Genomic DNA, 22,026 nt, shown 5'->3' with positions numbered 1-22,026 from the left:
AGGTGTTATTACTAATTTCTGTTACAGAAATTTCTATTAATGTGGATACCGAATATCTTTTAGAGAGGAAGCAATGATGGAATCAGAATGGTTTACGGCGAAACAACTCACCGAGATAGCACCTTTGCCCACAACACCGCAGGGGTTGCATTCGCATGCCCGAAAATCGGAATGGGTGAGGCGTAAACGTGATGGAAAAACTATTGAATACCATATTGATAGCCTACCAGAAGAGGTTAAGCAGCGGCTGCATTTGCATCAGGTCAACGAGACGAGAGCGTATTATCGACTCCAGCTGAATGATGAAAGCATCGGGGCAAAGCTATGGGACGAGATTTGCGAAAAAATACCGTTACTGCAGCGTGAAAAACTCGTGGAGCTGGCGTTATTAGAAGGAGTTAATGCGTTGTTTTTTCGTTTGGCGTCGTCATTAACGTTCCGTTAGAGGTGTCGACGAGGTTTATTGGAAAGGAAACACAACCGCTGTTATCGCATTCAGGACATCAGCGGTTGTGCTATCACGCGAGTGTCTATTTAGCCTTGTTGCAGCAGGGTAGACATGGCGTTGCGATAACGCAGTTCGAGGGTTTCTCGGCTCGTGGTGGTGATATCCAGATCGCGCAGACGGCCATCTTTCAGACCATAAACCCATCCGTGGATCATCACTTTTTGTCCACGTTTCCATGCTGATTGCATAATGGTGGAATGGCCGAGGTTATAGACCTGTTCAACTACGTTCAGTTCGCACAGGGTATCCAAACGTTTTTCTGGCGGAAGTTCACCCAGCAGGCAACTGTGTTTGTACCACAGGTCGCGAATGTGCAGCAGCCAGTTGTTGATAAGTCCTAGTTCAGGATTTTCGACCGCAGCCTCAATCCCGCCGCAGCCCAAGTGGCCACAGATAATAATATGCTCAACCTGTAATACGTCGACGGCATATTGAACAACCGACAGGCAATTCAAATCGGTATGGATAACGAGGTTGGCAACATTACGGTGAACGAAGAGTTCGCCAGCTTCCAGTCCCGTTAACTGTTCAGCCGGTACACGGCTATCAGAACAACCAATCCATAGAAAGCGCGGACGCTGTGATTGAGCAAGACGACCAAAAAATTCTGGGTCTTCCTGGCTCACGGTATCCGACCATGCATGGTTATTCGCAATAAGTTTTTCGATTTCTTTCATTGAGGTTAATCGTCTGTAACATGCGGTTTGCGATGGTTAATATAGGCTAATCGTCACAGTTTTGAAATCGGAACAGTGCCTTCAGCAAAAAATGGCATAGAAAATAACGGCGTTATTCCTTGAAAAAATTACCATCCGTTAACATTAAGTTATGCAAATGTTCTTCAAAAAGTATCTTAGCATCAGGTGCCTATAAGCCGTAAATACGGTAGCTAATGCTGTTATGGCTATGTAAAATAGGCACTCTTCGGTCAACGTTCACATCCCGATTATTGACGGTTTCTGCTTATTACTGTTTTGGAACCGTTCCAAAAAAAGCCTGATAGCTCAGGCGCAAAGGTACGCTAATCATAATGACAAACGCACTGGAACTTTCCCAGCTCACCAAAACGTATGCGGGTGGCGTGCAGGCGCTGCGCGGTATTGATTTACAGGTTGAGGCTGGCGATTTTTATGCCCTGCTTGGGCCAAATGGCGCAGGGAAATCGACCACCATCGGCATTATTAGCTCCTTGGTGAATAAATCCTCCGGTAAGGTCAACGTGTTCGGTTATGACATCGATCGTGACATCGTTAATGCTAAACGCCAGCTTGGTTTGGTGCCTCAGGAGTTCAACTTCAACCCGTTTGAAACGGTGATGCAGATAGTGGTGCATCAGGCGGGCTACTATGGTGTCGCTCATTCAGAAGCCTTGGTTCGTGCGGAGAAATACCTCAAGCAGTTGGATCTCTGGGGAAAACGTGACGAACGTGCTCGTATGCTTTCTGGCGGCATGAAACGCCGTTTGATGATTGCCCGCGCGCTGATGCATGAGCCAAAACTGCTGATTCTTGATGAACCGACCGCGGGCGTAGATATCGAACTGCGCCGCTCAATGTGGGGATTCTTGAAAGAGCTGAACGCTCAGGGAACCACCATTATTCTGACTACGCACTATCTGGAAGAAGCTGAGATGCTGTGTCGTAACATCGGCATTATTCAGAACGGTGAGCTGGTTGAAAACACGTCCATGAAAGAATTGCTTTCAAAGTTGAAATCTGAAACTTTCATTTTGGATTTGGCGGCGAAAAGCCCATTACCGAAGCTTGAGGGTTATAAGCACCATCTGCGTGATACCTCAACGCTGGAAGTTGAAGTGCTGCGTGAGCAGGGCTTGAATGGCGTATTCAGTCAGCTAAGTGCGCAGGGGATTCAGGTATTGAGCATGCGTAACAAAGCCAACCGTTTGGAAGAGTTGTTCGTGACCTTAGTGCACGATCATGATGAAAAACCGCGTGTGAATACGGAGAAAAAGGCATGAACGCACTCTATTGGGTCGCGCTGAAAAGTATCTGGACCAAAGAAGTTCATCGTTTTGCCCGAATTTGGATCCAAACGCTGGTGCCGCCAGTCATTACCATGACGCTGTACTTCATCATTTTTGGCAATCTGATTGGTTCTCGCATCGGCGAAATGCATGGTTTTGATTACATGCAGTTTATCGTGCCGGGTCTTATCATGATGTCGGTGATTACGAACTCTTATGCCAACGTGGCATCGTCGTTTTTCAGCGCTAAGTTTCAGCGCAACATTGAAGAACTTCTGGTTGCGCCAGTGCCAACGCACGTGATCATCGCCGGTTTTGTCGGCGGCGGTGTGGCGCGTGGCGTGTGCGTGGGTATTCTAGTGACGCTGGTGTCATTATTCTTCGTGCCATTCCATGTTCACAGTTGGGGTGTTGTCGCGGCGACGCTGCTGTGTACTGCTATCCTGTTCTCGCTGGGTGGGTTGCTGAACGCCGTATTTGCCAAAACCTTTGACGATATCAGTCTGGTGCCAACCTTTGTGCTGACGCCATTGACCTATTTGGGCGGCGTATTCTATTCGCTGACCCTGTTGCCTCCTTTCTGGCAGGCGGTATCAAAGCTGAATCCTATCGTCTATATGATCAGCGGCTTCCGTTTTGGGTTCTTAGGCATTAACGATGTACCGCTTATCTTCACCTTTGTGGTACTGCTGGCGTTTATTGTGGTGTTCTATCTGCTGGCGTGGTATCTCATTGAGCGCGGGCGCGGTCTGCGTTCCTAATCGCCTCAAGCCTATGTTAAAGAAGGTAATGCCGTTCGTTTAAGAGATCGAGATACACGGGCATAGTACACCGCGGGGCGCTCCGGCGGCTGACGCCGCTACGACCCCATCGGTGTACTCTCCCTAAAATCGAGCCTAAGTAAACGTAGTTACTGTTAAACAGTTTTTTGTTTTAAATAGCATCATATCTGCCTTATCTCACACTCCTGCATCGCTATTGATTATGTTTGCTGCGGTGAACGCCATTTCCTGATAAACCCTAATACTTGTGAGATTAATCTGAATGCCTGCTCCTAAAAGCCCGCAGCAGATTTTACTATTTATGGCGACGAACGGCAGGATGCCGTACCAAGCAGCAAGGGGAGAACGCACATGTTAGGGATTGTCTTAGCAGGACATACTGGCTTTGCCAGCGGCACGCTAAAATCACTCAAGCATTTGCTGGGGGCGCTGCCAGAGCAATGTATCAGCGTTGAATATACCGATTGGCTGAGCACCAATATGCTTAGTCGGATGATGTGTGATGCGCTACATGCCGCAGACAGCGGTGATGGGGTGGTCTTTATAACCGACATTTTAGGCGCGGCCCCGTTTCGCAGCGCTGCGTTGATGAGCCATAAGCACTCTAAATGCGAAGTGGTGGTGGGCATTAGTTTAGGCTCCATGATTCAGCTGTTCCCTCAGCGTGGGGGGCTCACCGCTTCTGAGTTTCGCGACCAAGCGTTGGAGCTAACGCGTGGGCAAGCGACCAGTTTATGGCACGAACAAAACCGTCATCCAACGGTGATGGTGCGTAGCCCGGAAGCCTGTAATATCGAAAATTAGAGGCCAAAAGCGTGGGCATAGAGGCATCAATGCAAACGGATGACGATTTCTTCAACGTGAAACGCAGAATATCTCTATAATGCGCCCTGATGCTTTTTGCGCACTAAAATCGAGAGGATGTACCCGGTAATGATGAATAATGATGTTTTACGCAGCGTTCGCTACATGCTGAATCTGAATAACGAGAAAATGATCAGCATTTTAGCTCTGGCCGACACCAAGGTGACGCTGGAAGAAATGGCGAGCTTCGTAACCAAAGAAGGTGAAGAAGGCTTTAAGGTTTGCCCTGATGTTGTGATGGGATATTTCCTGAATGGTCTGATTTTCTTCAAGCGTGGCAAAGATGAGAAGTATCCTGCGCCAAAAGTTGAACGCCGTATCACCAACAACATTATTCTGAAAAAGCTGCGCGTGGCATTTGAGCTTAAGTCCGTGGATATTATCGAGATCTTAAAATCTCAGGATTTCGCGATTACCGAATCCGAACTGAGCGCTATTTTCCGCGCTGACGGGCATAAACATTATCGTGAATGTGGCGACCAGCTGCTGCGTTATTTTCTGAAAGGATTAGCTGCGCGCGTGCGTAAAGGCTAATACTCACAGCGTTAAAAGCCGTTTACGGTTCTGCCGTGGTAGCGGTCAATCATTTAATGTGCGAGGAAGTTAAGTTAACGTCCTCGCATTAAAAAATTGTCTATAACGGGTGCTACTCGCGAGCGTCCTGCATCACTTTATTGCATTTCTCCGTACTTGCCTGCCCGTTGCCATCCATGGCTGCTTGAATACACTCTTGATAATCTTTTGGTGAAATAGTTTCCTGAGCGCTTCTCGGTTGAGATGCCCCCTGACACCCTGCTAAAAGCAGGCCTAGTATTGTAATGCCCATTCTGCTCATTTCTCCTCCTTGAAGGCATCGTTGCGGTATCGCCGCAGGTTGCAGGCCATATGCTCTAACTGGTTCCCACATCTAACTCGACCCCTGTGGCGCTACGCTGGTTTAAAAGATAGTAAATGGCGCGATGACGTTGAATTTGATATCAATTTCATCCTGAAACATATTGTTGTAGCCACCGCTATAGTTTGGGTTACTGCCGTGATTGTCGTAGTTGATGTAATGGAGGTTAAACAGCGTTCCTTTAAGCCGCCCGGTCTGTACGATATGGGCGATATTGAATGTCCATGCTGATTCATCGATGCGCTGGTTTTGATCGGCAAGTTCGCCGTCGACGGTGCAGGTAGTGCAGGGTTTGGCGTTCCAGCCATAGACATAGCCTGCGCCAATAACCCAGCCGGGGAGATCATAATTCTTGAGATCGTAGGCAACTCCGGCAAACGCAGACGTTTCGCCGTTGGCATCAAAGTCCGACGCGGCATCCCACCAAATATCCAGTCGCCCGTTAGAGCTGGCATAGGCTGGCGTAATTCGTTGTAGAAAGAATCCCTGATTGCCTTCGGCTTTGACGGTTTGTGCTTCTAAGCGAAAATCCAGCGTATCGACGGTATAACCCAGCGTAATGCCCTGCAGCCAGGCGAGGCCGTCGTACTCATCGTTAATCGAACCGTAGGCCGCAACTGTTCCATTACCCACTTTGTCTTTTGCTCCATAAAACTGATAGCTAACACGCAGATCGTTGCCAGCCACTGGAAAACTGTAAGACAGCTTGGTCATGTACTGATCCATAAAATCAGCGGCTTGCGCCATTGAAGCTTCCAGTATCAGATTGTTTTTAAAGTCATACTTAATCCCTGCGGCCTGCACATAATCGATTTTCGTGCTGTTATCGGCAGCGCGAAACTCATACATTTCCGTATACCAAGGTGCCTTATATTGATCGGACCAGAAATAGGATGCCGAGAGCGTTCCGTTATCACCATAATCCCAGCTACCGCCCATCTCTACGCCCTGATAGGCTCCAGGTACAAAACCCCAATGCACAGCCAATAAGGTTTGTCCTGATGGCTGGATATAGCCCGCGCGCATCCAGTAGTCGTCATATTTCAGTTTTAGCGCGGCTTTATATAAATTGACCCCGCCCTTATCGCCGGACCAGTGCTCGCCCCAGCGTTGGTTGGCTGAGCTAAGACTGATTTCATTGGGGTGAGCCGCATTGCCGGTCGCCAGATTTTCCGCAGCAAAAGCGGCAAGATCGAGGCCGATGATGTCGTCGATGTATCCCGAGCTGAAATCCAGATTGGCGTTAAAGGTTGCATGATGCAGATCTTCAACATAGTCGCCGTAGTTGGGGCTACCTATGGTCATATCGCGTTTATCACGATAGCGCTGTGAATAATAAACTCCGCCGGTTAAGTGGGCGTCATCCCAAAAACCTGCGGTTGGTACTGGAGCAGCAATGAGTAAGGTGGGCACTGCTATGAGTGTGGCGGCAAGCAGAGAACAGCGATTTATTTCGCGCATAAAGAAATCCTTTTTCTACACGAAGAATGAAAAATAGTCGTGAGCGAACAGGGGGAAAGCTCCCCAAAATAAGAGTTAACGCCTATTGGCTACATCTCAGATGCCAGATACGGCTGGTGTAATCTCTGTTGAGGGGAGGATCGATGAATATCCCGCGATACATCAGCTCATCGCCGCCAATCTCGGTAGGGGAATCATCTATCTGATAACGTGCTTGGGCATCTAATCCAGCCAAGTGCAGCAACCGCAGCGGCGCAGAGGCTAAGCTCACCAAGGAAAAAGCCATGACCAGCGCTTCGTGCTTATCAGGCGAAACGAACATCCAAGCGGCAAAATCTGGGTGCTGCCATGGGCTAACCAAACGCCAGAACGTGCCAAATTGGATCAGTTGACGATGTTGCTGATAAAAAGCGATTTGCTCAGTGACGGCGCGATCGCGTTCAGCGTCTTGATGCATCAGATTAAGCATCAGACCATAGTTTCCACTCATCGCCACCGCACCACGCATGGCTATGCTGGTGGAGCGACCCATTTGGTGGTTTGGCACTTCGGAGACGTGTGCGCACTGCATAATGGGTGGATAAAGCAGGCTGGTAGCGTGCTGGATATACACTCTGGAGGCCGCATCGGTGTTATCACTGACCCATGCCTGTGGCATGTAATAAAGCATCCCAGGATCGAAACGCCCGCCTCCGCCAGCACAGCATTCAAATAGAATATGTGGAAAACGCGTGACGAGTGCATCGAGTAGGGAATAGAGGCCAAGGATATAGCGATGTGCTGTCTCTTGTTGCTGCTCGGCAGGCATCACACATGAGCCCACTTCGCTCATATTGCGGTTCATATCCCACTTAATGTAATCAATGGGGTGTTTTTCGAGAAATATGCTCATTTGCGACAGAATATTGTCGCGTACTTCTGCGCGGCCAAGATCTAAAATGTATTGATTGCGCCCTTCTGACAGCGGTTGTTCCCCTGCGCATATCACCCAGTCGGGATGCTGAGTGAAGAGCTGGCTGCGGCGTGAGATCATTTCCGGTTCAAACCACAGACCAAACTTCATCCCCTGCTGATGGACTTTATCAATCAGCGGGCGCAGGCCCTGTGGAAATTTCTTCTGATTCACAAACCAGTCACCCAGAGAACGGGTGTCGTCATTGCGTTCGCCAAACCAGCCGTCATCAAGCATTAAAAGCTCCACGCCGAGCTGTTTAGCATTGCGTGCAAACGTTAAGAGCTTTTCTTCGTTAAAGTCAAAATAGGTTGATTCCCAATTATTCGCCAGAATCGGGCGAGGTTGATGGCGATGTTGTCCGCGTACCAGATTATTGCGATAGAGCTGGTGCAGCGCCTGAGAAAGGCCATTCAGCCCAGTATCGCTCCATACCATAACGGCTTCTGGCGTTTGGAATGATTCGTTTGGCCGTAGCTGCCAGCCAAATCCGTGAGGATTAATACCTAAGAGCAGTCGCGTTTGCTGATAGGCATCGACCTCGGTGCGAGCGGTAAAGTTGCCGCTGTACACAAGATGTAGGGCCCAGACCTCTCCCTGCATTTCAGTGGTTTCTGGACGCACGAGGCCAATAAACGGTTGCTGGTGTGTGCTGCTGGCTCCACGTTTGCTATCGAGCACCACAATGCCTGGATTTAGCGGCTGGCGATGAAGCTGCCGCTCTCGTGCCCAAGCGCCAGGAAACTGGATCTGTTGATAGTGACTATCGGGGAAATCAACCGCGCAGCTCAGCGCGCGCAGCAAGCGCAGTGGCTGTTTGCCTCGGTTAATGAGGCGAGCGGAGCGGGTGATGACGGGATGGTCGCGAAACAGGGTATAGCTTAACTCTACCTGTAAATGCGTCACCGGATCGGCCAGCGTAATCGTCAGGGTTTGTGCTTCATCATCCGTTTCTACCCACGTGCTAGGCAGCCCTTCCAGTCGTGGCTTGCCCTGAACTATGTGATGTGACACATAATGCAGATTGCTTACCTGTGTTCCATCCGCGTAGCGCACTTCAAAGGCGGGCTCTCGGTAATCCCCTGCGCCGTGCCCCGGATATTCCTGCAGAACGGTATCTAAAGAAAACGTTCTGTCTGGCCATGCCGCTGGCGTGGGGGAGAACGATGAGCGATCCAGTTTGGGATAATCATGGTATTGATTAAACGCAGCCACCCGTTTGCCCCAATAGCAATGCACCAAATAACGCTGATGCTCAATGCCTAATACATAGCTGATGTGCTGATTACACAGATGAAAAGTTTGCTGTTCGGCATTCCAGATAATCATGAATTTTCCCCTGAATTTTGGCTAATATTGCGTTGCTGAATATCGTCGAGGATTTCGTAGAATCTGCGTTCGGTAATCTCATAGCTTGATAAAGGTATTAAACTAATGAGCGTCAACGCGCCGGGAATAAGGGTAAACAGCAGGCCAATCCACATAGCCGTATTGGTCGCTTGCACGGTATGAGGAATATAACCCGCCCACGACAGCATGAATCCACCAATGGCACCACCAATAGCGCCAGAAAGTTTGGTTTTAAAAATATTAAGTGAAAAAACCATACCTTCAGAACGGTTGCCGCTGGCCCATTCACCGTATTCCACACAGTCTGCCACCATGGAATAAAGTGCAATTTGTCCAACGCCGCCACAGAATGGGGCTACTGCACCGATGATGAATATAAGGGTGATGTTTCCTTGAAAGAAAAATAGCAGCATGCAGGCTAGAGCCATAACGGCGCTGCTATATATCGCGGTATTTTTCTTGCCAATTTTGGCTGATATAAAAGGAGATACGACGGCACCGCCGACCTGTGCAATCATTGATACCGTAAGAAATACACCAAGCGCCATTTCTGCGTTGAGATTGTAGATGAAAAAATAAAGTTGGAATGTGCCACGGATAACGCCAATCATTTCTAATAAAAACATACCGGTCAACAATAAACGCAGCGGTCTATGTTGTTTTAATAATATCCAAAATCCTTTGAAGCTTTGGCGTTCTTTGCGTGGCACGGAGTGTTTTTCTTTTACGCCGAAAAAAGTAATCAACATACACACTAAAAATATCAGGCTATATATTATGGCGACAGCCCACCAACTCCCCATATATTTCACCAGCCATAGCGTGCTTGCACTGACAGACAGAAAACCAAATGTGGCAATGGTTCTAGGGATAGTAATCACCTTGGTTCTTTCTGTGGGATCTTGTGTTATTGCAGCCGAGAGCGACCAGTAAGGGATATCAATAATGGCAAAGCAGATGCTCCATAAGATATAAGTTGAGTAAGCATAAACCAGTTTTCCTGCCTCTGAAAAATCGGGACTGATAAAACAGGCAACGGTGGTCAGTGAAACTAAAATACTGCCAATCAAAATCCACGGCCTAAATTTCCCCATTTTGGTATGGGTGTTATCAACTAAAATTCCGAGTGCAATATCTGTTGCGCCATCGACTAAGCGGGCAATTAAAAATAATAAACCGACGGCCGCTGCTTTTATACCAAAGCTATCGGTGTAATAAAGCATGAGATAAATAGCGATAAATGCATACATCACATTGGCGCCAAAACTTCCCAGTCCGTAAGATATTGCGGTAGTCCATGAAACTTTATCTGTTGGGTATCGTTTTTCTTTTGGTTTTTCTTGTGTTGAATTGACTATATCCATATAACACTCCGGCACTAAAAAGTGGGTTATCGGGTATGAAAGGTATTTTTTAAAGGTAACGGGTAATGCCAACGTAAGGAGAGTAGAGGATTAAAATAGGTGGGGTTTTGCGTAGGTACTCAAGTTTTAGTAAACAGAGATCACTAATTGTTGTGAACGCGCTCGTCATTGATGAACGATAATGATGCCTCCGATAGAAAAATAGAGTGTTTAATCTATGAATTAAAAGATTATATTTCTGTGGTTGGGTAAACTAGTTAAATATCTATTTATAAGGTTCTTTGATTATTATTTTTAATTTTATTTCATTCATGGGTTTTATTGTAAATTAAAAATTATTTAATTAGGTTATATTTGGTGGGCGGAACCGATAAGGAATTTTATATAATACTCGCACCGGCTTTTTATATATGGCTATTCCCAATATGGACGAATAGCCGATTCTGCCTTTCATGTCTCAGCTCGCTCAGCTACACAATGTTTCCGAAAAACGTCGGCGGTGCGCTTCAAAATATCGGTCAAATTCAAAATATGTGACCTTCATCACTTCACTAAATAAAATCTTAATCCTTCGCGGCAAAAGAACCTGCTTTCGTTTTTCAACGTCTGTTTTTCTCTGTCAGAAGCGCTAGATAGCCCTTCAACTCACAAAATTTCCTCTTCGTTGTTTCGTTGCCTGGCTTTCATTGTATTTTACATCGAAAGGTTTTTTGGCCTATTTTGCCCAAAAAGTAGGCTGTAACCGCGATCACAATTTCACTTCACAGCCTTTGCTGTAATGCATTCGAAAGAGAGCGAAAGCTTCTTTACTCAAACATCACACTCCAAGGAGTCATGGATATGACGTTAGATACCGTAAAACGCCGCGAACAGATTATTGACCTGTTGTGTCACGAGGGCAGCGTACGCGTTGAACCTCTCAGCGCGCGGTTTGGGGTATCGAGCGTCACCATCCGTAATGACCTGCGTTATCTGGAACAAAAAGGCTGTGCGCTGCGCTCTTATGGCGGCGCCATGCTTAATCAGCAATTCGCGTTTGATCGACCTTTGCAAGATAAAGGGCGTATGAACCGCGACGTTAAATCGCGTATCGCAGCCAAAGCGGCAGAGTACGTGAAAGACGGCGACACGCTGATTTTAGATTCTGGATCAACCACGACGCAGATTACGCCACACCTTAAAGGGCGGCGCGATCTGGTGGTCATGACCAACGCGTTGAACATCGCCTATGAACTGGCGGGGTTTGAACGGATTGAAGTGATGGTGCTGGGCGGAAGCGTTCGTCAGAACTCCTATTCGCTCTATGGTCCGGCTGCAGAACAGCAATTGCGTCAATATCGCTTTGATACCTTATTTCTTGGCGTCGATGGGTTTGACCTGGAAGCAGGGATAACCACGCCACATACCGGCGAAGCTCACCTCAATCGCGTGATGTGCGAGGTGGCGCACGAAATTATCGCGGTGGTGGACTCCAGTAAATTTGGTCGCAAAAGCTTCTGCATGATCCGTGAGGCCGGTCAGATCCACCGGCTGATCACTGATAGCCGGATCCCCGACAACTACAAGCGGGCATTAACGGAACTCGGCGTAGAAGTGATTATTGCCGACGACTGATCGATATCCTTGATCGATTAAATAATGCCTGCATGGAGACATCATGCAGCCTTTGTTACAGCTTATCCGTCGCCACAAATCGGGCGAGGCGGTGGGGATCTATTCGGTCTGTTCCGCGCATTCGTGGGTACTCGAAAGTGCCTTACTGCTGGCTAAAGCCCGCCACAGCGCGGTATTGATTGAAGCGACCTCAAATCAGGTCAATCAGTTTGGCGGCTATACCGGGATGACTCCCGCGCAGTTCCGTGATGCGGTTTGGTCACAGGCCGATCGCATTGGATTGCCACGCGATCGGGTGTGGTTAGGAGGCGATCATCTTGGGCCCAACGCTTGGCAGGATCGCAGCGCTGATGAAGCCATGCAGCTCGCTGAAACGCTGATCCATGATTACGTAAGCGCCGGTTTTCGCAAGATCCATCTTGATTGTTCCATGTCATGCCTCGGCGATCCTGTTCCTCTGGGAGATACGGAAGTTGCCGCGCGGGCGGCCCGTTTGTGTGCGGTGGCAGAGAGCGCGTGGCAGCAGGCGGGCGGTGAACGTCCGGTGTATGTGATTGGTACCGAAGTTCCGGTTCCCGGCGGGGCTCAAGAAGACATGGAAGGCATGCAGGTCACCACGCCGCAGGCCGCGGCGACCACGTTAGATATCCATCAAAGAGCATGGCGTAAGGCCGGGCTGGACAGCGTATGGGAAAGAGTGATTGCGCTGGTGGTACAGCCGGGCGTTGAGTTTGACCACCACAGCGTGGTGCATTACCAGCCGAATAAAGCGCAGGTGCTGAGCCAGTTTATCGAAAGCCAGCCGCATATGGTTTATGAAGCTCATTCCACCGACTATCAAACGCCGCACGCCTATCGCGAGCTGGTACGCGATTACTTTGCGATCTTAAAAGTGGGACCCGCCTTAACTTTTGCGCTACGTGAAGCCTTATTTGCTCTCGATCGTATCGATCGTGAATGGAACGGTGAGCTTAAAGCGGCACATCTACGCGACACGCTGGAACAGGTGATGCGCGAACAGCCACAGCAGTGGAATCGCTATTACCACGGTTCGCCACACCAACAATTTATCGATCGCCAATACAGCCTCAGCGACCGCGTTCGCTATTACTGGCCTCATCCTCAGGTACAGCAGGCCGTTGATTTACTGATGAGTAATCTGCGTAGCCATCCGGTGCCGATGGCGCTGCTCAGCCAGTATCTCCCTGAGCAGGCACAGGCGTTGAACGCTGGAACGCTGGGTAAAGATCCACAGCAATGGGTGCTAGACAAAATACAGCGGGTGCTTTTGAGCTACGCCGAAGCCTGTGAGCCCAAGGCTGAAACTATCCAATCTCAGGCGCAAGGAGCCTTAGCATGAGTGAGCTGTTTTCCTATTCTGAAGCATGGCTACATGAGCACCATGCGCTGCATACCGCGCGTGAAATCGATCAACAGCCACGCCTGTGGCGACAGCTACATCAGGAGTTGAGCGACAGTCAGGGACATTGGAAACCGTTCTTGCAGCCGCTATTAGCCGATCCAACGCTACAAATCGTGTTGTGCGGCGCAGGCTCCTCTGCGTTTGTTGGGCGAGCACTGGCCCCTTGGCTGCGTGAGCAATGTGGTTTAGACGTGGTGGCCTATGGCACGACCGATATTGTGCCTTCGCCGCTGCAATATCTCGATCCTGAACGGCCTACGCTGCTGGTGTCCTATGGACGTTCGGGGAATAGCCCTGAAAGCGTCGCGGCCGTGCGCTTAGCCGATCAGATATTGCCGCATTGCCACCATTTAATGCTGACCTGTAATCCCGATGGTGAGCTGGCGCGCTACGCAGAAGGGCGACGTAACGTCTGCTCGCTGATTATGCCGCAGGGTTCGCACGATCAAAGTTTTGCCATGACCTCCAGCTTTAGCTGCATGACGCTGGCTACCGTTCTGCTGCTAGGGCCGTTAACGCTGGCGCAGAGCGCACCGGCACTACAACAGATGACCGCGCTGTGCAGTCGTGAACAACACCATTGGCAACAGCAGGTCAAAGCGCTGGCGAACAGCGGGTTTAAGCGCGCGATGGTCTTAGGCGGACGCTGTTTTACCGGTATCGCCGAGGAAGCCGCGCTGAAGATGCTCGAACTCACCGCTGGGCGGATTGCCACGCGCTATGACTCGTCAATGGGCGTGCGCCATGGACCGAAATTCATGGTGGACGGCGATACGCTGGTGCTGCTGATGATGTCTTCCGAGGCTTATTGCCACCGCTACGATGCTGATTTACTGCGTGAACTGCGCCATGACGATCTGGCTAAACAGATCGTGGCGCTCAGCGCTACGCCGGGAGATTTTCATACCGTACTCGATAGCGATCTGGATGATATCTGGCTGCTATTTCCTTATCTGATGTATTTACAGATGTTGGCGTTTGAAACGTCTTTGGCACTGGGCATGACGCCAGATAACCCGTGCCCGACAGGGGAAGTCAACCGCGTGGTGAAAGGGGTGGAAATCTATCCGTTTACCGCAGTTCGTTCCATCAACACTCATTTAGCAAAATAACAAGTCAGGAGTGGAGCATGTCGACCCCGAATATTTTAATGACCCGCATAGATAACCGATTAGTTCACGGGCAGGTAGGTGTGACGTGGACAAATACGCTAGGGGCTAATTTGGTATTGGTTGCCAATGACGCCGCAGCGGCCGATCCGGTACAGCAAAACCTGATGGATATGGTGGTGGCGGAAGGTGTTCAAACCCGCTATTTCACGCTGGAAAAAACTATCGACGTGATTCATAAAGCGGCCGATCGGCAGAAAATTTTCATCGTATGCAAAACCCCACAGGACGTTCTCACGTTGGTGAAAGGCGGAGTGCCAATCAACTTCGTCAACGTTGGCAATATGCACTTTGCCGAGGGAAAGCGGCAGATACACAAAACCGTATCCGTGAATGACAGCGATACGGCGGCGTTTCGCGAATTGGAGAAACTAGGTATCACCTGTGAAGTTCGGCGGGTGCCGGATGAGTCCGGTGAATCCATTGCCAAACTCTTAGCATAACGGGAGTAAACCATGTTTACAGATGCGTTATTGATTGGCTTATTAGCCGGACTGGCGGGGGTAGACCTGTTCGATGGTCTGACTCATTTCCATCGTCCGGTGGTGATTGGCCCGCTGGTTGGGCTGATTTTAGGCGATGTGCAAACCGGTCTGCTGGTCGGTGGTTCATTAGAGCTGGTTTGGATGGGAATGGTGCCGCTGGCGGGGGCTCAGCCGCCAAACGTGGTGATTGGCGGAGTCATTGGTACCGCGTTTGCCATTCTGACCCATGCCGACCCCAAAGTGGCGATAGGCATTGCGGTGCCTTTTGCTATCGCGGTGCAGGGGTGTATCACGCTGCTGTTCACGGCGTTTTCGCCGATGATGCACAAGTGCGACAAAATGGTGCAGGAGCTCAACTGGCGCGGCATTGAGCGCGTGAACTATCTCGGCATTGCGATCCTGTTCTGCTTCTACTTCATCGTGGCCTTCTTGCCGGTTTACTTCGGTGCCGACGCCGCCAGTGCGATGGTGCAGAAAGCGCCAACGTGGCTGCTGGATGGTCTGGCCGTTGCCGGCGGAATGATGCCTGCCATCGGTTTCTCACTGCTGATGAAAATCATGATGAAAAAGACCTATGTGGCTTATTTCATCCTCGGTTTTATTTCCGTGACCTTTCTCAATATGCCGATTATCGCCGTTGCTTTGGGCGCATTCGCCATCGCGTTGATCGACTTCTTTAACCGTTCCCGCAACGAACAGGATGGCGATACTAACGCGCCTTCTTCTTCGACTCATGCTCAGGAGATGGAAGATGGGATTTAATGACAACGAAGCTGTAATGGCGGCCAAAGCCGAGCAGCGTATGGCACAGGCCTTGGCAACCAGTCAGGTTGAGCAGGACGACTATATCGACAGCACGCCAGCGGAAGCCTTGACTAAGCAAGACTTGAACCGCATGGCGTGGCGTTCTCTGCTTTTACAAGCGTCGTTCAACTATGAGCGTATGCAGGCGGGCGGCTGGCTGTATACCCTCATCCCTGGTCTGCGCAAGATCCATAAGAATCCTCAGGATCTGGCGAACTCAATGAAGATGCACATGGAGTTTATCAATGTGCATCCGTTCGATGTGACATTCCTGTCCGGCCTGGTGCTGGCAATGGAAGGCAGCAAAGAAAAGGTGTCTACCATCCGTGCAGTCAAAGTGGCGCTGATGGGGCCGTTGGGCGGCATTGGCGACGCGCTGTTTTGGCTTACGTTGCTGCCGATCTGCGCCGGTATCGGTGCTTCGTTAGCGCTTCAGGGCAGCCTGTTTGGGCCGATTGTCTTCCTACTGATGTTCAACGTTGTGCATTTTGGCCTGCGTTTCGGGCTGGCTCACTACGGCTACCATGCGGGCACCAGCGCGTTGGCGCTGCTAAAAACCCACACCAAAAAAATATCTCATGCGGCATCGATTGTTGGGATGACGGTGATCGGGGCGCTGGTGGCGTCGTACGTTCATCTCTCCACGCCGTTGGTTATGCATGCCGGTAAAGCCAGCGTCGCGCTGCAGAAAGACGTGCTAGATAAGCTGATGCCCAATCTTCTGCCGCTGTGCTTCACGCTGCTGGTGTTCTGGCTAATGAAACGTGGTTTTTCACCGGTGAAACTGATCGGTTTAACGGTGCTGTTTGGCGTGGTAGGCAAGTTTATTGGATTCCTTTAAGGAGGCGCGATGTTAGGTCTAGTGATTACCGGGCATGGCCGCTTTGCCAGCGGCCTGTTGCAGGGCGTGGAACAGGTGGTTGGTGAGCAGTCTCAGTGCTGTGCGGTGGATTTTCCTGAAGGCGTGAGCACCGCTGAACTGATGGTGATGTTAGAGCAAGCCTGTGCGGCCTGTGACAGCGGAGAAGGCGTGGTGATCCTGAGTGATTTATTGGGTGGCTCGCCGTTTCGGCAGGCCGCGATAATTGCTAAACAACATGCAGATTATCAAGTGATTACCGGCACCAATATGCAGCTTGCGGCAGAGATGATGCTAGAGCGAGAAGGGATGAACCCGCAGTCGTTTCGCGATATGGCGCTGGAGTGCGGGCGACGCGGTGTGACCAGCCTGTGGCACGAAGAACAAAAGTGCAATCAACCACAAAATGATTCTGTCAGCTTAGACGGTATTTAAGGAGCCCATTTTATGTACCTGATTTCAAACCGGGAAATGCTCAAAAAGGCTCAGCGCGAAGGTTACGCGGTACCCGCATTCAACGTTCATAATTTAGAAACGGTTCAAGTGGTGGTGGAAACCGCCGCCGCGCTGAGATCGCCGGTGATTTTGGCCGGTACCCCTGGCACATTTACCTACGCAGGCACCGATTATCTGGTGTCTATTTGCCAAGAAGCTGCGCACCTGCATGATTTGCCGTTGGCGCTGCATTTGGATCACCACGAGCAACTGGATGATATTCGCGCCAAAGTGACCGCCGGCGTGCGGTCGGTCATGATTGATGGTTCGCACTTTGCGTTTGAAGAGAATATTCGCACGGTGGCAGAAGTGGTGCGCCTATGTCAGCGTTATGACGTGAGCGTGGAGGCTGAACTGGGGCGGTTAGGCGGGCAAGAAGATGACCTGAACGTTGACAGCGCAGACAGCTTCTTTACCGATCCTGCCGCCGCACGTGAGTTTGTTCAGCGCACTGGCATTGATTCCCTTGCCGTGGCAATTGGCTCGGCGCACGGTTTATACCACGGTGAACCGCATTTGGATTTTGCCCGCTTGGCCGAAGTGCGCAAGGCCGTTGATATACCGCTGGTGCTGCACGGCGCGTCGGGTATTCCAGAGCATATGGTGCGTGAAGCGATAGGGCTTGGGATCTGCAAAGTGAACGTGGCTACCGATCTGAAAATCGCGTTTGCGGATGCGGTAAAAAGCTACTTCACCGAGCACCCTGATGCGAACGATCCGCGCAAATATATCACGCCGGGTAAACAGGCCATGCGCGAAGTGGTCGAGGAAAAGATTCGAATTTGTGGCAGCGAGGGGAAGCTTTGATCAAAAACGTTAAGGTCTTGTTTGCTCTTTTTCCCCAAGACTTAAGCTAAAAAACAGCCGAGGCTTTGGGATTTCTTTTTCTGATCGTCTTCGTTATAGAGCCACCAGCATGGATGCTGGCGGCAGGTCGATGGCGCACAGGATGTGCGCTCTGAGACCGTTCGGCCAAGCGACTCAGTAAAAAGGACGCGGGTGTAGGGTTCGCGTCCTGACGAACCCTACCCGTACGCCTGCACCAGAGTTATATGAAAAAACCAATGTGGAGAGGCGGGCGGAATATTGCCTTAATTCATCATAGGTTATATCCATAGCTCTCGATTACCGGTGCTATTTTTTAACCATGCATCAAACCCATCACCCATGCTATTCTGTTGTTCCTGAATGATTTCTTTGCCTGATGGCACCTGACTTTTCTAAATATAAAAAATGAAGCTATTTCAATCAATAACAGCCGGATTGCTGTTTTCTCTTTACATTATTTTTATTCCGCAAACGGCTTTTGCAGACCTATTGCCTGAGAGCTGGCAGCAATATCAATACATGCAAGCTGAGCGTGATAGTGAAATCTACTCGCTGGTGGGAGAGCATGTGATCCCCGTGGGGCAAATTAAGCAGGGACAGGTGCTGAACGTCTTTCAAGCCGACGCGGAGTATTACGAATTTCGCTTTGGCAACGGCACTGGCTTTATTGCGCGAGAAGACCTGAGCGAGCGCAAGAATCCTGAAGCGCCGCGTGATAATTTGGGCGATCTGCGCAAGAAAAGTTTTCAAAATCTTGTTACTAGCCGCCCGGTGACCGTGTATAGCCAAGCTGATAATCAAAGTACGCCAGTCGCTACGCTGGAGGAAAACCTGCGTTACCCGATCCTGAACAAACAAAAGGATCGTCTTAATCAGACATGGTATGAAATCAACTTAGGCGATCGCCTTGGCTATGTGAGTGAGCTGGACGCGGAGTTGGATAACGGCATTGCGGTGCTGACGTATCATCATATCTTGAAAAATGAAGAGAATAAGCGTTTTCGTCATACGTCGACCACGACCTCCGACGTGGCATTTAGCAACCAAATGGCCTATTTGAAACAGGCGGGTTATACCACGCTCTCTATGTATCAGTTGGAAGGCTACTTAAACGGCACCATGAATTTACCTGCCAAGGCGGTGGTGCTGACGTTTGATGATGGACTCAAATCGGTCTATCGCTATGCGTATCCGGTGCTCAAACAGAATGGGCAACGCGCTACGGCGTTTATTATCTCTTCGCGCATCAAACGCCATCCGCAGGCTTGGAACCCTAACGGGTTACAGTTCACCAGCATTTCAGAACTGCGTGAAATGCAGGATGTATTTGATATTCAGTCGCATACACACTTTTTGCATCGCGTGAGTGCGAACAAACAGCCAATTTTATTCAGCCGTTCTTATCATAATATTTTGTTTGATTTCCAACATTCGAGAAGGGCGCTTTCGCAGTTTAATCCGCATGTTCAATACTTGTCGTATCCCTTCGGTGGCTATAACCAAAAGGCGATGGATGCGGCGCGTGATGCAGGATTTCATCTGGCGGTGACGACGGTCAAAGGAAGGGTGCGAATGGGGGATAACCCGTTGGCGCTGAAGCGTTTATATGTGCTGCGTACGGATTCGGTGCAAAGCATGGCGTCATTGATTGCTAACAAGCCACAGCCGGTGCCAGAAAAGCCGGATGCTGGAGTGGTTAAGGTGCCTGCGGCGGCGGTGAAATAATATTTTGCTGTTGTGAAAAACCCCCTCCCAACCTCCCCCTTGGCAGAGGGAGTCGCCGCTCGAGATTCATATAAACATCACCGAACGGTTCCCTCCCCTGCGAAGGGGAGGGTTAGGATGGGGTCAATGAGAGCCGGGGGAAATAAAGAATTACGCCACCTGCACGGGAACGGCTTTTGCCAAGCGCTTCATCACATTATCACCTTCAAAATAGGCAACTTTAGGGTTGTGTGAGCGAGCCTGTTCATCAGACATCTGTACGTAAGAACAGATGATCATGGTATCGCCAACGCATGCACAGCGAGCCGCAGCGCCGTTGACGGAAATAATTTTTGAACCGCGTTCAGCGGCAATCGCGTAGGTCGAGAAGCGCTGACCGTTATCTACGTTGTAGATATCGATGGCTTCATATTGCAGGATCCCCGCTGCGTCTAAAAAATCCTGATCGATAGCGCAGGAACCTTCGTAGTGCAAATCTGCCTGAGTCACTTTGACGCGGTGCAGTTTGCCTTGCAACATAGTGCGTACCATAACAATACCTTCATTAACATCTATTGATGGCGGCCATCCCTGAAACCAGAGACGGCAATTCTCTTTATTACCGATTAAGTGGTCTACTATATTTTAATAAAAAAGTTTACCACTGTATGCAAAACAATTAGCTTTCGGCGTTGAACGGCACGCGCATGTTATCAATCAGACGCGCTTTACCTAACCATGCAGAAACTAAAATCACCGCGGTTTGTGTATCCACATTTACGTCTAGCAGAGTGTCAGCGTCGCGAACGAACAGTTCGTCAGGTTGCAAACCGGCTTCCCGCAAGCGTCCTGCAGTTTGTTCTAACAGCTCGTCGATGTTGCGTTCGCCGTTTTCCAACTGAGTCGCTAAATGACTCATGATGTTATACAGGCGAGGGGCTAGGCGACGTTCGTCAGGCGTGAGGTAGCCATTACGTGAGCTCAGCGCCAGCCCATCCTGACCGCGAACGATAGGCACGCCCACGATATCAATATCAAAACTGAGGTCGGCAACCATTTTGCGGATCAGCGCCAACTGCTGGAAATCTTTCTCACCGAAACAGGCAATATCTGGCTGGATGAGATTGAACAGTTTGCTCACGATGGTAGAGACACCGCGAAAATGTCCCGGACGGCTTGCGCCTTCCAGCATGGTTGAGAGTGACGGTACATCGACGTAAGTCTGCTGTTCTAAGCCTTTAGGATAGATTTCTTTTTCAGACGGAGCGAAGACCAAATCCACGCCTAGGCGCGTTAATTTTTCACAATCTTCCTGCAATGTACGCGGATAGCGAGCGAGGTCGTCAGGGCGATCAAACTGCATCGGATTCACAAATACGCTGACGACAACGATATCAGCTCGTGCTTTTGCTTCTTCAACCAGCGTGAGATGACCTTCGTGCAGATTTCCCATGGTGGGTACTAGTGCAACACGCTTGCCTTCGTGGCGCCAACGGCGAATTTCACGGCGTAGCAAAGGGATTGTTTCAATGATTAACACAGTGGTTCTCCAAACTTATGAGCCACGCTAACCTCCCTTTAACGAGAGGCTAGATGCAGGCTTACAGATTAGTTGAAAGTATGTTCCGCTGCCGGATACAGACCCTGTTCAACCTCTTCAATGTATAGACGAATGGCAGCACGAATATCGCTTTGGCCTGCTAAGAAATTCTTGGCAAATTTAGGTGTATGTCCACCGGTGATCCCCAAGGCGTCGTGCATGACTAAAATCTGGCCGTCGGTGTCTTTACCTGCACCAATACCGATAACCGGAATGCGTAGCGCTTCGGTGATGGTTTTTGCCAGTGCCGCAGGCACACACTCTAAAACTAGCAGTTGAGCACCGGCTGATTCCAATGCCAGCGCATCTTCGAGCAGCTTATCGGCACCGTCTTTATCACGGCCCTGAACTTTATAGCCGCCAAAAATATTTACAGATTGCGGCGTTAAGCCAAGGTGCGCACAAACCGGCACTGCGCGCTCGGTCAGCATTTTCACCGTTTCAGCTAGCCAGCTACCGCCTTCCAGTTTGACCATATTGGCACCGGCTCGCATCAGCGTGGCTGAATTCATGCAGGCTTGTTCCGCTGTGGCATAGGTCATGAAAGGCAAATCGGCGAGCAAAAGGCAGTGTGGTGCGCCATGACGCACGGCGCGCGTATGGTAGGCGATATCTTCAATGGTGACAGGCAGCGTAGAATTATGCCCTTGCAGCGTCATTCCGAGAGAATCCCCGACTAACATGACGCGGATGCCCTGATCTTCAAACAGCTTAGCAAAGCTGGCATCGTAAGCGGTGATGGTGGCGAATTTTATTTTTTGTTGTTTTAACTGTAACAGATGGGTGATGCTGGTCGGCTTCATGGTGTCCCCTGACGGCTTCATTCAGAGTGAAACAAAAGCGCATTCTAAGAGATGTTATGCCCTAGGGATAGCGCTTTATCGG

Annotated in this window: 22 protein-coding genes; 14 read left to right on the top strand and 8 right to left on the bottom strand. The window is 49.9% G+C overall.

The window, feature by feature from the left end; translation table 11 throughout:
- Positions 1-73: 73 nt before the first annotated feature.
- The gene (locus AB3Y96_RS18055; protein ID WP_247650338.1) at positions 74-445 is read left to right on the top strand and encodes a DNA-binding protein; all 372 of its coding nucleotides are present in this window, start codon (positions 74-76) and stop codon (positions 443-445) included.
- An 89-nt stretch (positions 446-534) separates the two neighbouring features.
- Here the strand turns inward: AB3Y96_RS18055 and can are convergent, their stop codons facing one another.
- Positions 535-1,185 carry a carbonate dehydratase gene (can, locus tag AB3Y96_RS18050; protein WP_072310080.1) on the bottom strand — a complete coding sequence of 217 codons (651 nt, stop codon included), beginning with the start codon at positions 1,183-1,185 and terminating at the stop codon, positions 535-537.
- Between the two features lie 353 nt (positions 1,186-1,538).
- Here can and AB3Y96_RS18045 point away from each other — a divergent pair, with 353 nt between their 5' ends.
- The 4 genes from AB3Y96_RS18045 to AB3Y96_RS18030 all read left to right on the top strand — a co-directional run bounded on the left by AB3Y96_RS18045 (position 1,539) and on the right by AB3Y96_RS18030 (position 4,672).
- Complete coding sequence (locus tag AB3Y96_RS18045; RefSeq protein WP_072310081.1) at positions 1,539-2,486, top strand: ABC transporter ATP-binding protein; 948 nt, start codon at positions 1,539-1,541, stop codon at positions 2,484-2,486.
- Positions 2,483-3,253 carry an ABC transporter permease gene (locus tag AB3Y96_RS18040; protein ID WP_072310082.1) on the top strand — a complete coding sequence of 257 codons (771 nt, stop codon included), beginning with the start codon at positions 2,483-2,485 and terminating at the stop codon, positions 3,251-3,253. The genes AB3Y96_RS18045 and AB3Y96_RS18040 overlap by 4 nt, the downstream gene beginning before the upstream one ends.
- Positions 3,254-3,625: 372 nt before the next feature.
- A complete protein-coding gene (locus AB3Y96_RS18035; RefSeq protein ID WP_072310083.1) occupies positions 3,626-4,078 on the top strand; it encodes a PTS sugar transporter subunit IIA in 453 nt (150 codons plus the stop codon).
- Positions 4,079-4,207: 129 nt separating this feature from the next.
- Positions 4,208-4,672, top strand: a complete 465-nt coding sequence (locus AB3Y96_RS18030; RefSeq protein WP_025800288.1) for a DUF1456 family protein — start codon at positions 4,208-4,210, stop codon at positions 4,670-4,672.
- Positions 4,673-4,784: 112 nt separating this feature from the next.
- Here the strand turns inward: AB3Y96_RS18030 and chiQ are convergent, their stop codons facing one another.
- From chiQ to AB3Y96_RS18010, 4 genes are all read right to left on the bottom strand, one after another.
- Positions 4,785-4,973 carry a ChiQ/YbfN family lipoprotein gene (gene chiQ, locus AB3Y96_RS18025; RefSeq protein WP_072310084.1) on the bottom strand — a complete coding sequence of 63 codons (189 nt, stop codon included), beginning with the start codon at positions 4,971-4,973 and terminating at the stop codon, positions 4,785-4,787.
- A 102-nt stretch (positions 4,974-5,075) separates the two neighbouring features.
- Positions 5,076-6,494, bottom strand: a complete 1,419-nt coding sequence (locus AB3Y96_RS18020) for an OprD family outer membrane porin (protein ID WP_367299874.1) — start codon at positions 6,492-6,494, stop codon at positions 5,076-5,078.
- 82 nt (positions 6,495-6,576) lie between these two features.
- A complete protein-coding gene (locus AB3Y96_RS18015) occupies positions 6,577-8,775 on the bottom strand; it encodes an alpha-galactosidase (RefSeq protein ID WP_367299873.1) in 2,199 nt (732 codons plus the stop codon).
- Positions 8,772-10,160, bottom strand: coding sequence for an MFS transporter (locus AB3Y96_RS18010; RefSeq protein ID WP_367299872.1), 1,389 nt, complete (start codon positions 10,158-10,160; stop codon positions 8,772-8,774). Before AB3Y96_RS18010 ends, AB3Y96_RS18015 begins: the two co-directional genes overlap by 4 nt.
- An 840-nt stretch (positions 10,161-11,000) precedes the next feature.
- Between AB3Y96_RS18010 and agaR the strand changes: the two genes are divergently transcribed.
- From agaR to AB3Y96_RS17965, 9 genes are all read left to right on the top strand, one after another.
- Positions 11,001-11,774, top strand: coding sequence for a transcriptional repressor AgaR (gene agaR / locus AB3Y96_RS18005; RefSeq protein ID WP_367299871.1), 774 nt, complete (start codon positions 11,001-11,003; stop codon positions 11,772-11,774).
- A 43-nt stretch (positions 11,775-11,817) separates the two neighbouring features.
- A complete protein-coding gene (locus tag AB3Y96_RS18000; protein WP_367299870.1) occupies positions 11,818-13,134 on the top strand; it encodes a D-tagatose-bisphosphate aldolase, class II, non-catalytic subunit in 1,317 nt (438 codons plus the stop codon).
- On the top strand, positions 13,131-14,309 hold the full coding sequence (locus AB3Y96_RS17995) for an SIS domain-containing protein (RefSeq protein ID WP_367299869.1): 1,179 nt from the start codon (positions 13,131-13,133) through the stop codon (positions 14,307-14,309). Before AB3Y96_RS18000 ends, AB3Y96_RS17995 begins: the two co-directional genes overlap by 4 nt.
- A 17-nt stretch (positions 14,310-14,326) precedes the next feature.
- Positions 14,327-14,809, top strand: coding sequence for a PTS N-acetylgalactosamine transporter subunit IIB (gene agaV / locus AB3Y96_RS17990; protein WP_072309647.1), 483 nt, complete (start codon positions 14,327-14,329; stop codon positions 14,807-14,809).
- A gap of 12 nt (positions 14,810-14,821) precedes the next feature.
- Positions 14,822-15,613: a PTS N-acetylgalactosamine transporter subunit IIC gene (agaW, locus tag AB3Y96_RS17985; protein ID WP_025800283.1), complete on the top strand. Its 792-nt coding sequence runs from the start codon at positions 14,822-14,824 to the stop codon at positions 15,611-15,613.
- The gene (locus AB3Y96_RS17980) at positions 15,603-16,496 is read left to right on the top strand and encodes a PTS system mannose/fructose/sorbose family transporter subunit IID (protein ID WP_025800282.1); all 894 of its coding nucleotides are present in this window, start codon (positions 15,603-15,605) and stop codon (positions 16,494-16,496) included. The genes agaW and AB3Y96_RS17980 overlap by 11 nt, the downstream gene beginning before the upstream one ends.
- A gap of 9 nt (positions 16,497-16,505) precedes the next feature.
- Positions 16,506-16,949 (top strand): PTS galactosamine/N-acetylgalactosamine transporter subunit IIA, encoded by a 444-nt coding sequence (gene agaF / locus AB3Y96_RS17975; RefSeq protein ID WP_367299868.1) that lies wholly within the window; start codon positions 16,506-16,508, stop codon positions 16,947-16,949.
- Positions 16,950-16,961: 12 nt separating this feature from the next.
- Positions 16,962-17,816 (top strand): tagatose bisphosphate family class II aldolase, encoded by an 855-nt coding sequence (locus AB3Y96_RS17970; RefSeq protein WP_367299867.1) that lies wholly within the window; start codon positions 16,962-16,964, stop codon positions 17,814-17,816.
- A gap of 426 nt (positions 17,817-18,242) precedes the next feature.
- Positions 18,243-19,562, top strand: a complete 1,320-nt coding sequence (locus tag AB3Y96_RS17965; protein ID WP_367299866.1) for a polysaccharide deacetylase family protein — start codon at positions 18,243-18,245, stop codon at positions 19,560-19,562.
- Between the two features lie 150 nt (positions 19,563-19,712).
- Here the strand turns inward: AB3Y96_RS17965 and panD are convergent, their stop codons facing one another.
- The 3 genes from panD to panB all read right to left on the bottom strand — a co-directional run bounded on the left by panD (position 19,713) and on the right by panB (position 21,944).
- Positions 19,713-20,093 (bottom strand): aspartate 1-decarboxylase, encoded by a 381-nt coding sequence (panD, locus tag AB3Y96_RS17960; RefSeq protein WP_008814566.1) that lies wholly within the window; start codon positions 20,091-20,093, stop codon positions 19,713-19,715.
- 127 nt (positions 20,094-20,220) lie between these two features.
- Complete coding sequence (gene panC, locus AB3Y96_RS17955; protein ID WP_072309650.1) at positions 20,221-21,081, bottom strand: pantoate--beta-alanine ligase; 861 nt, start codon at positions 21,079-21,081, stop codon at positions 20,221-20,223.
- Between the two features lie 68 nt (positions 21,082-21,149).
- On the bottom strand, positions 21,150-21,944 hold the full coding sequence (panB, locus tag AB3Y96_RS17950) for a 3-methyl-2-oxobutanoate hydroxymethyltransferase (RefSeq protein WP_367299865.1): 795 nt from the start codon (positions 21,942-21,944) through the stop codon (positions 21,150-21,152).
- Positions 21,945-22,026: the final 82 nt, after the last annotated feature.

This window comes from Hafnia alvei (assembly GCF_964063325.1).
GTDB classification, from domain to species: domain Bacteria; phylum Pseudomonadota; class Gammaproteobacteria; order Enterobacterales; family Enterobacteriaceae; genus Hafnia; species Hafnia alvei_B.
Note: the sequence above shows the minus strand (reverse complement) of the source record. Positions and strands in the feature narration are given on the sequence as shown.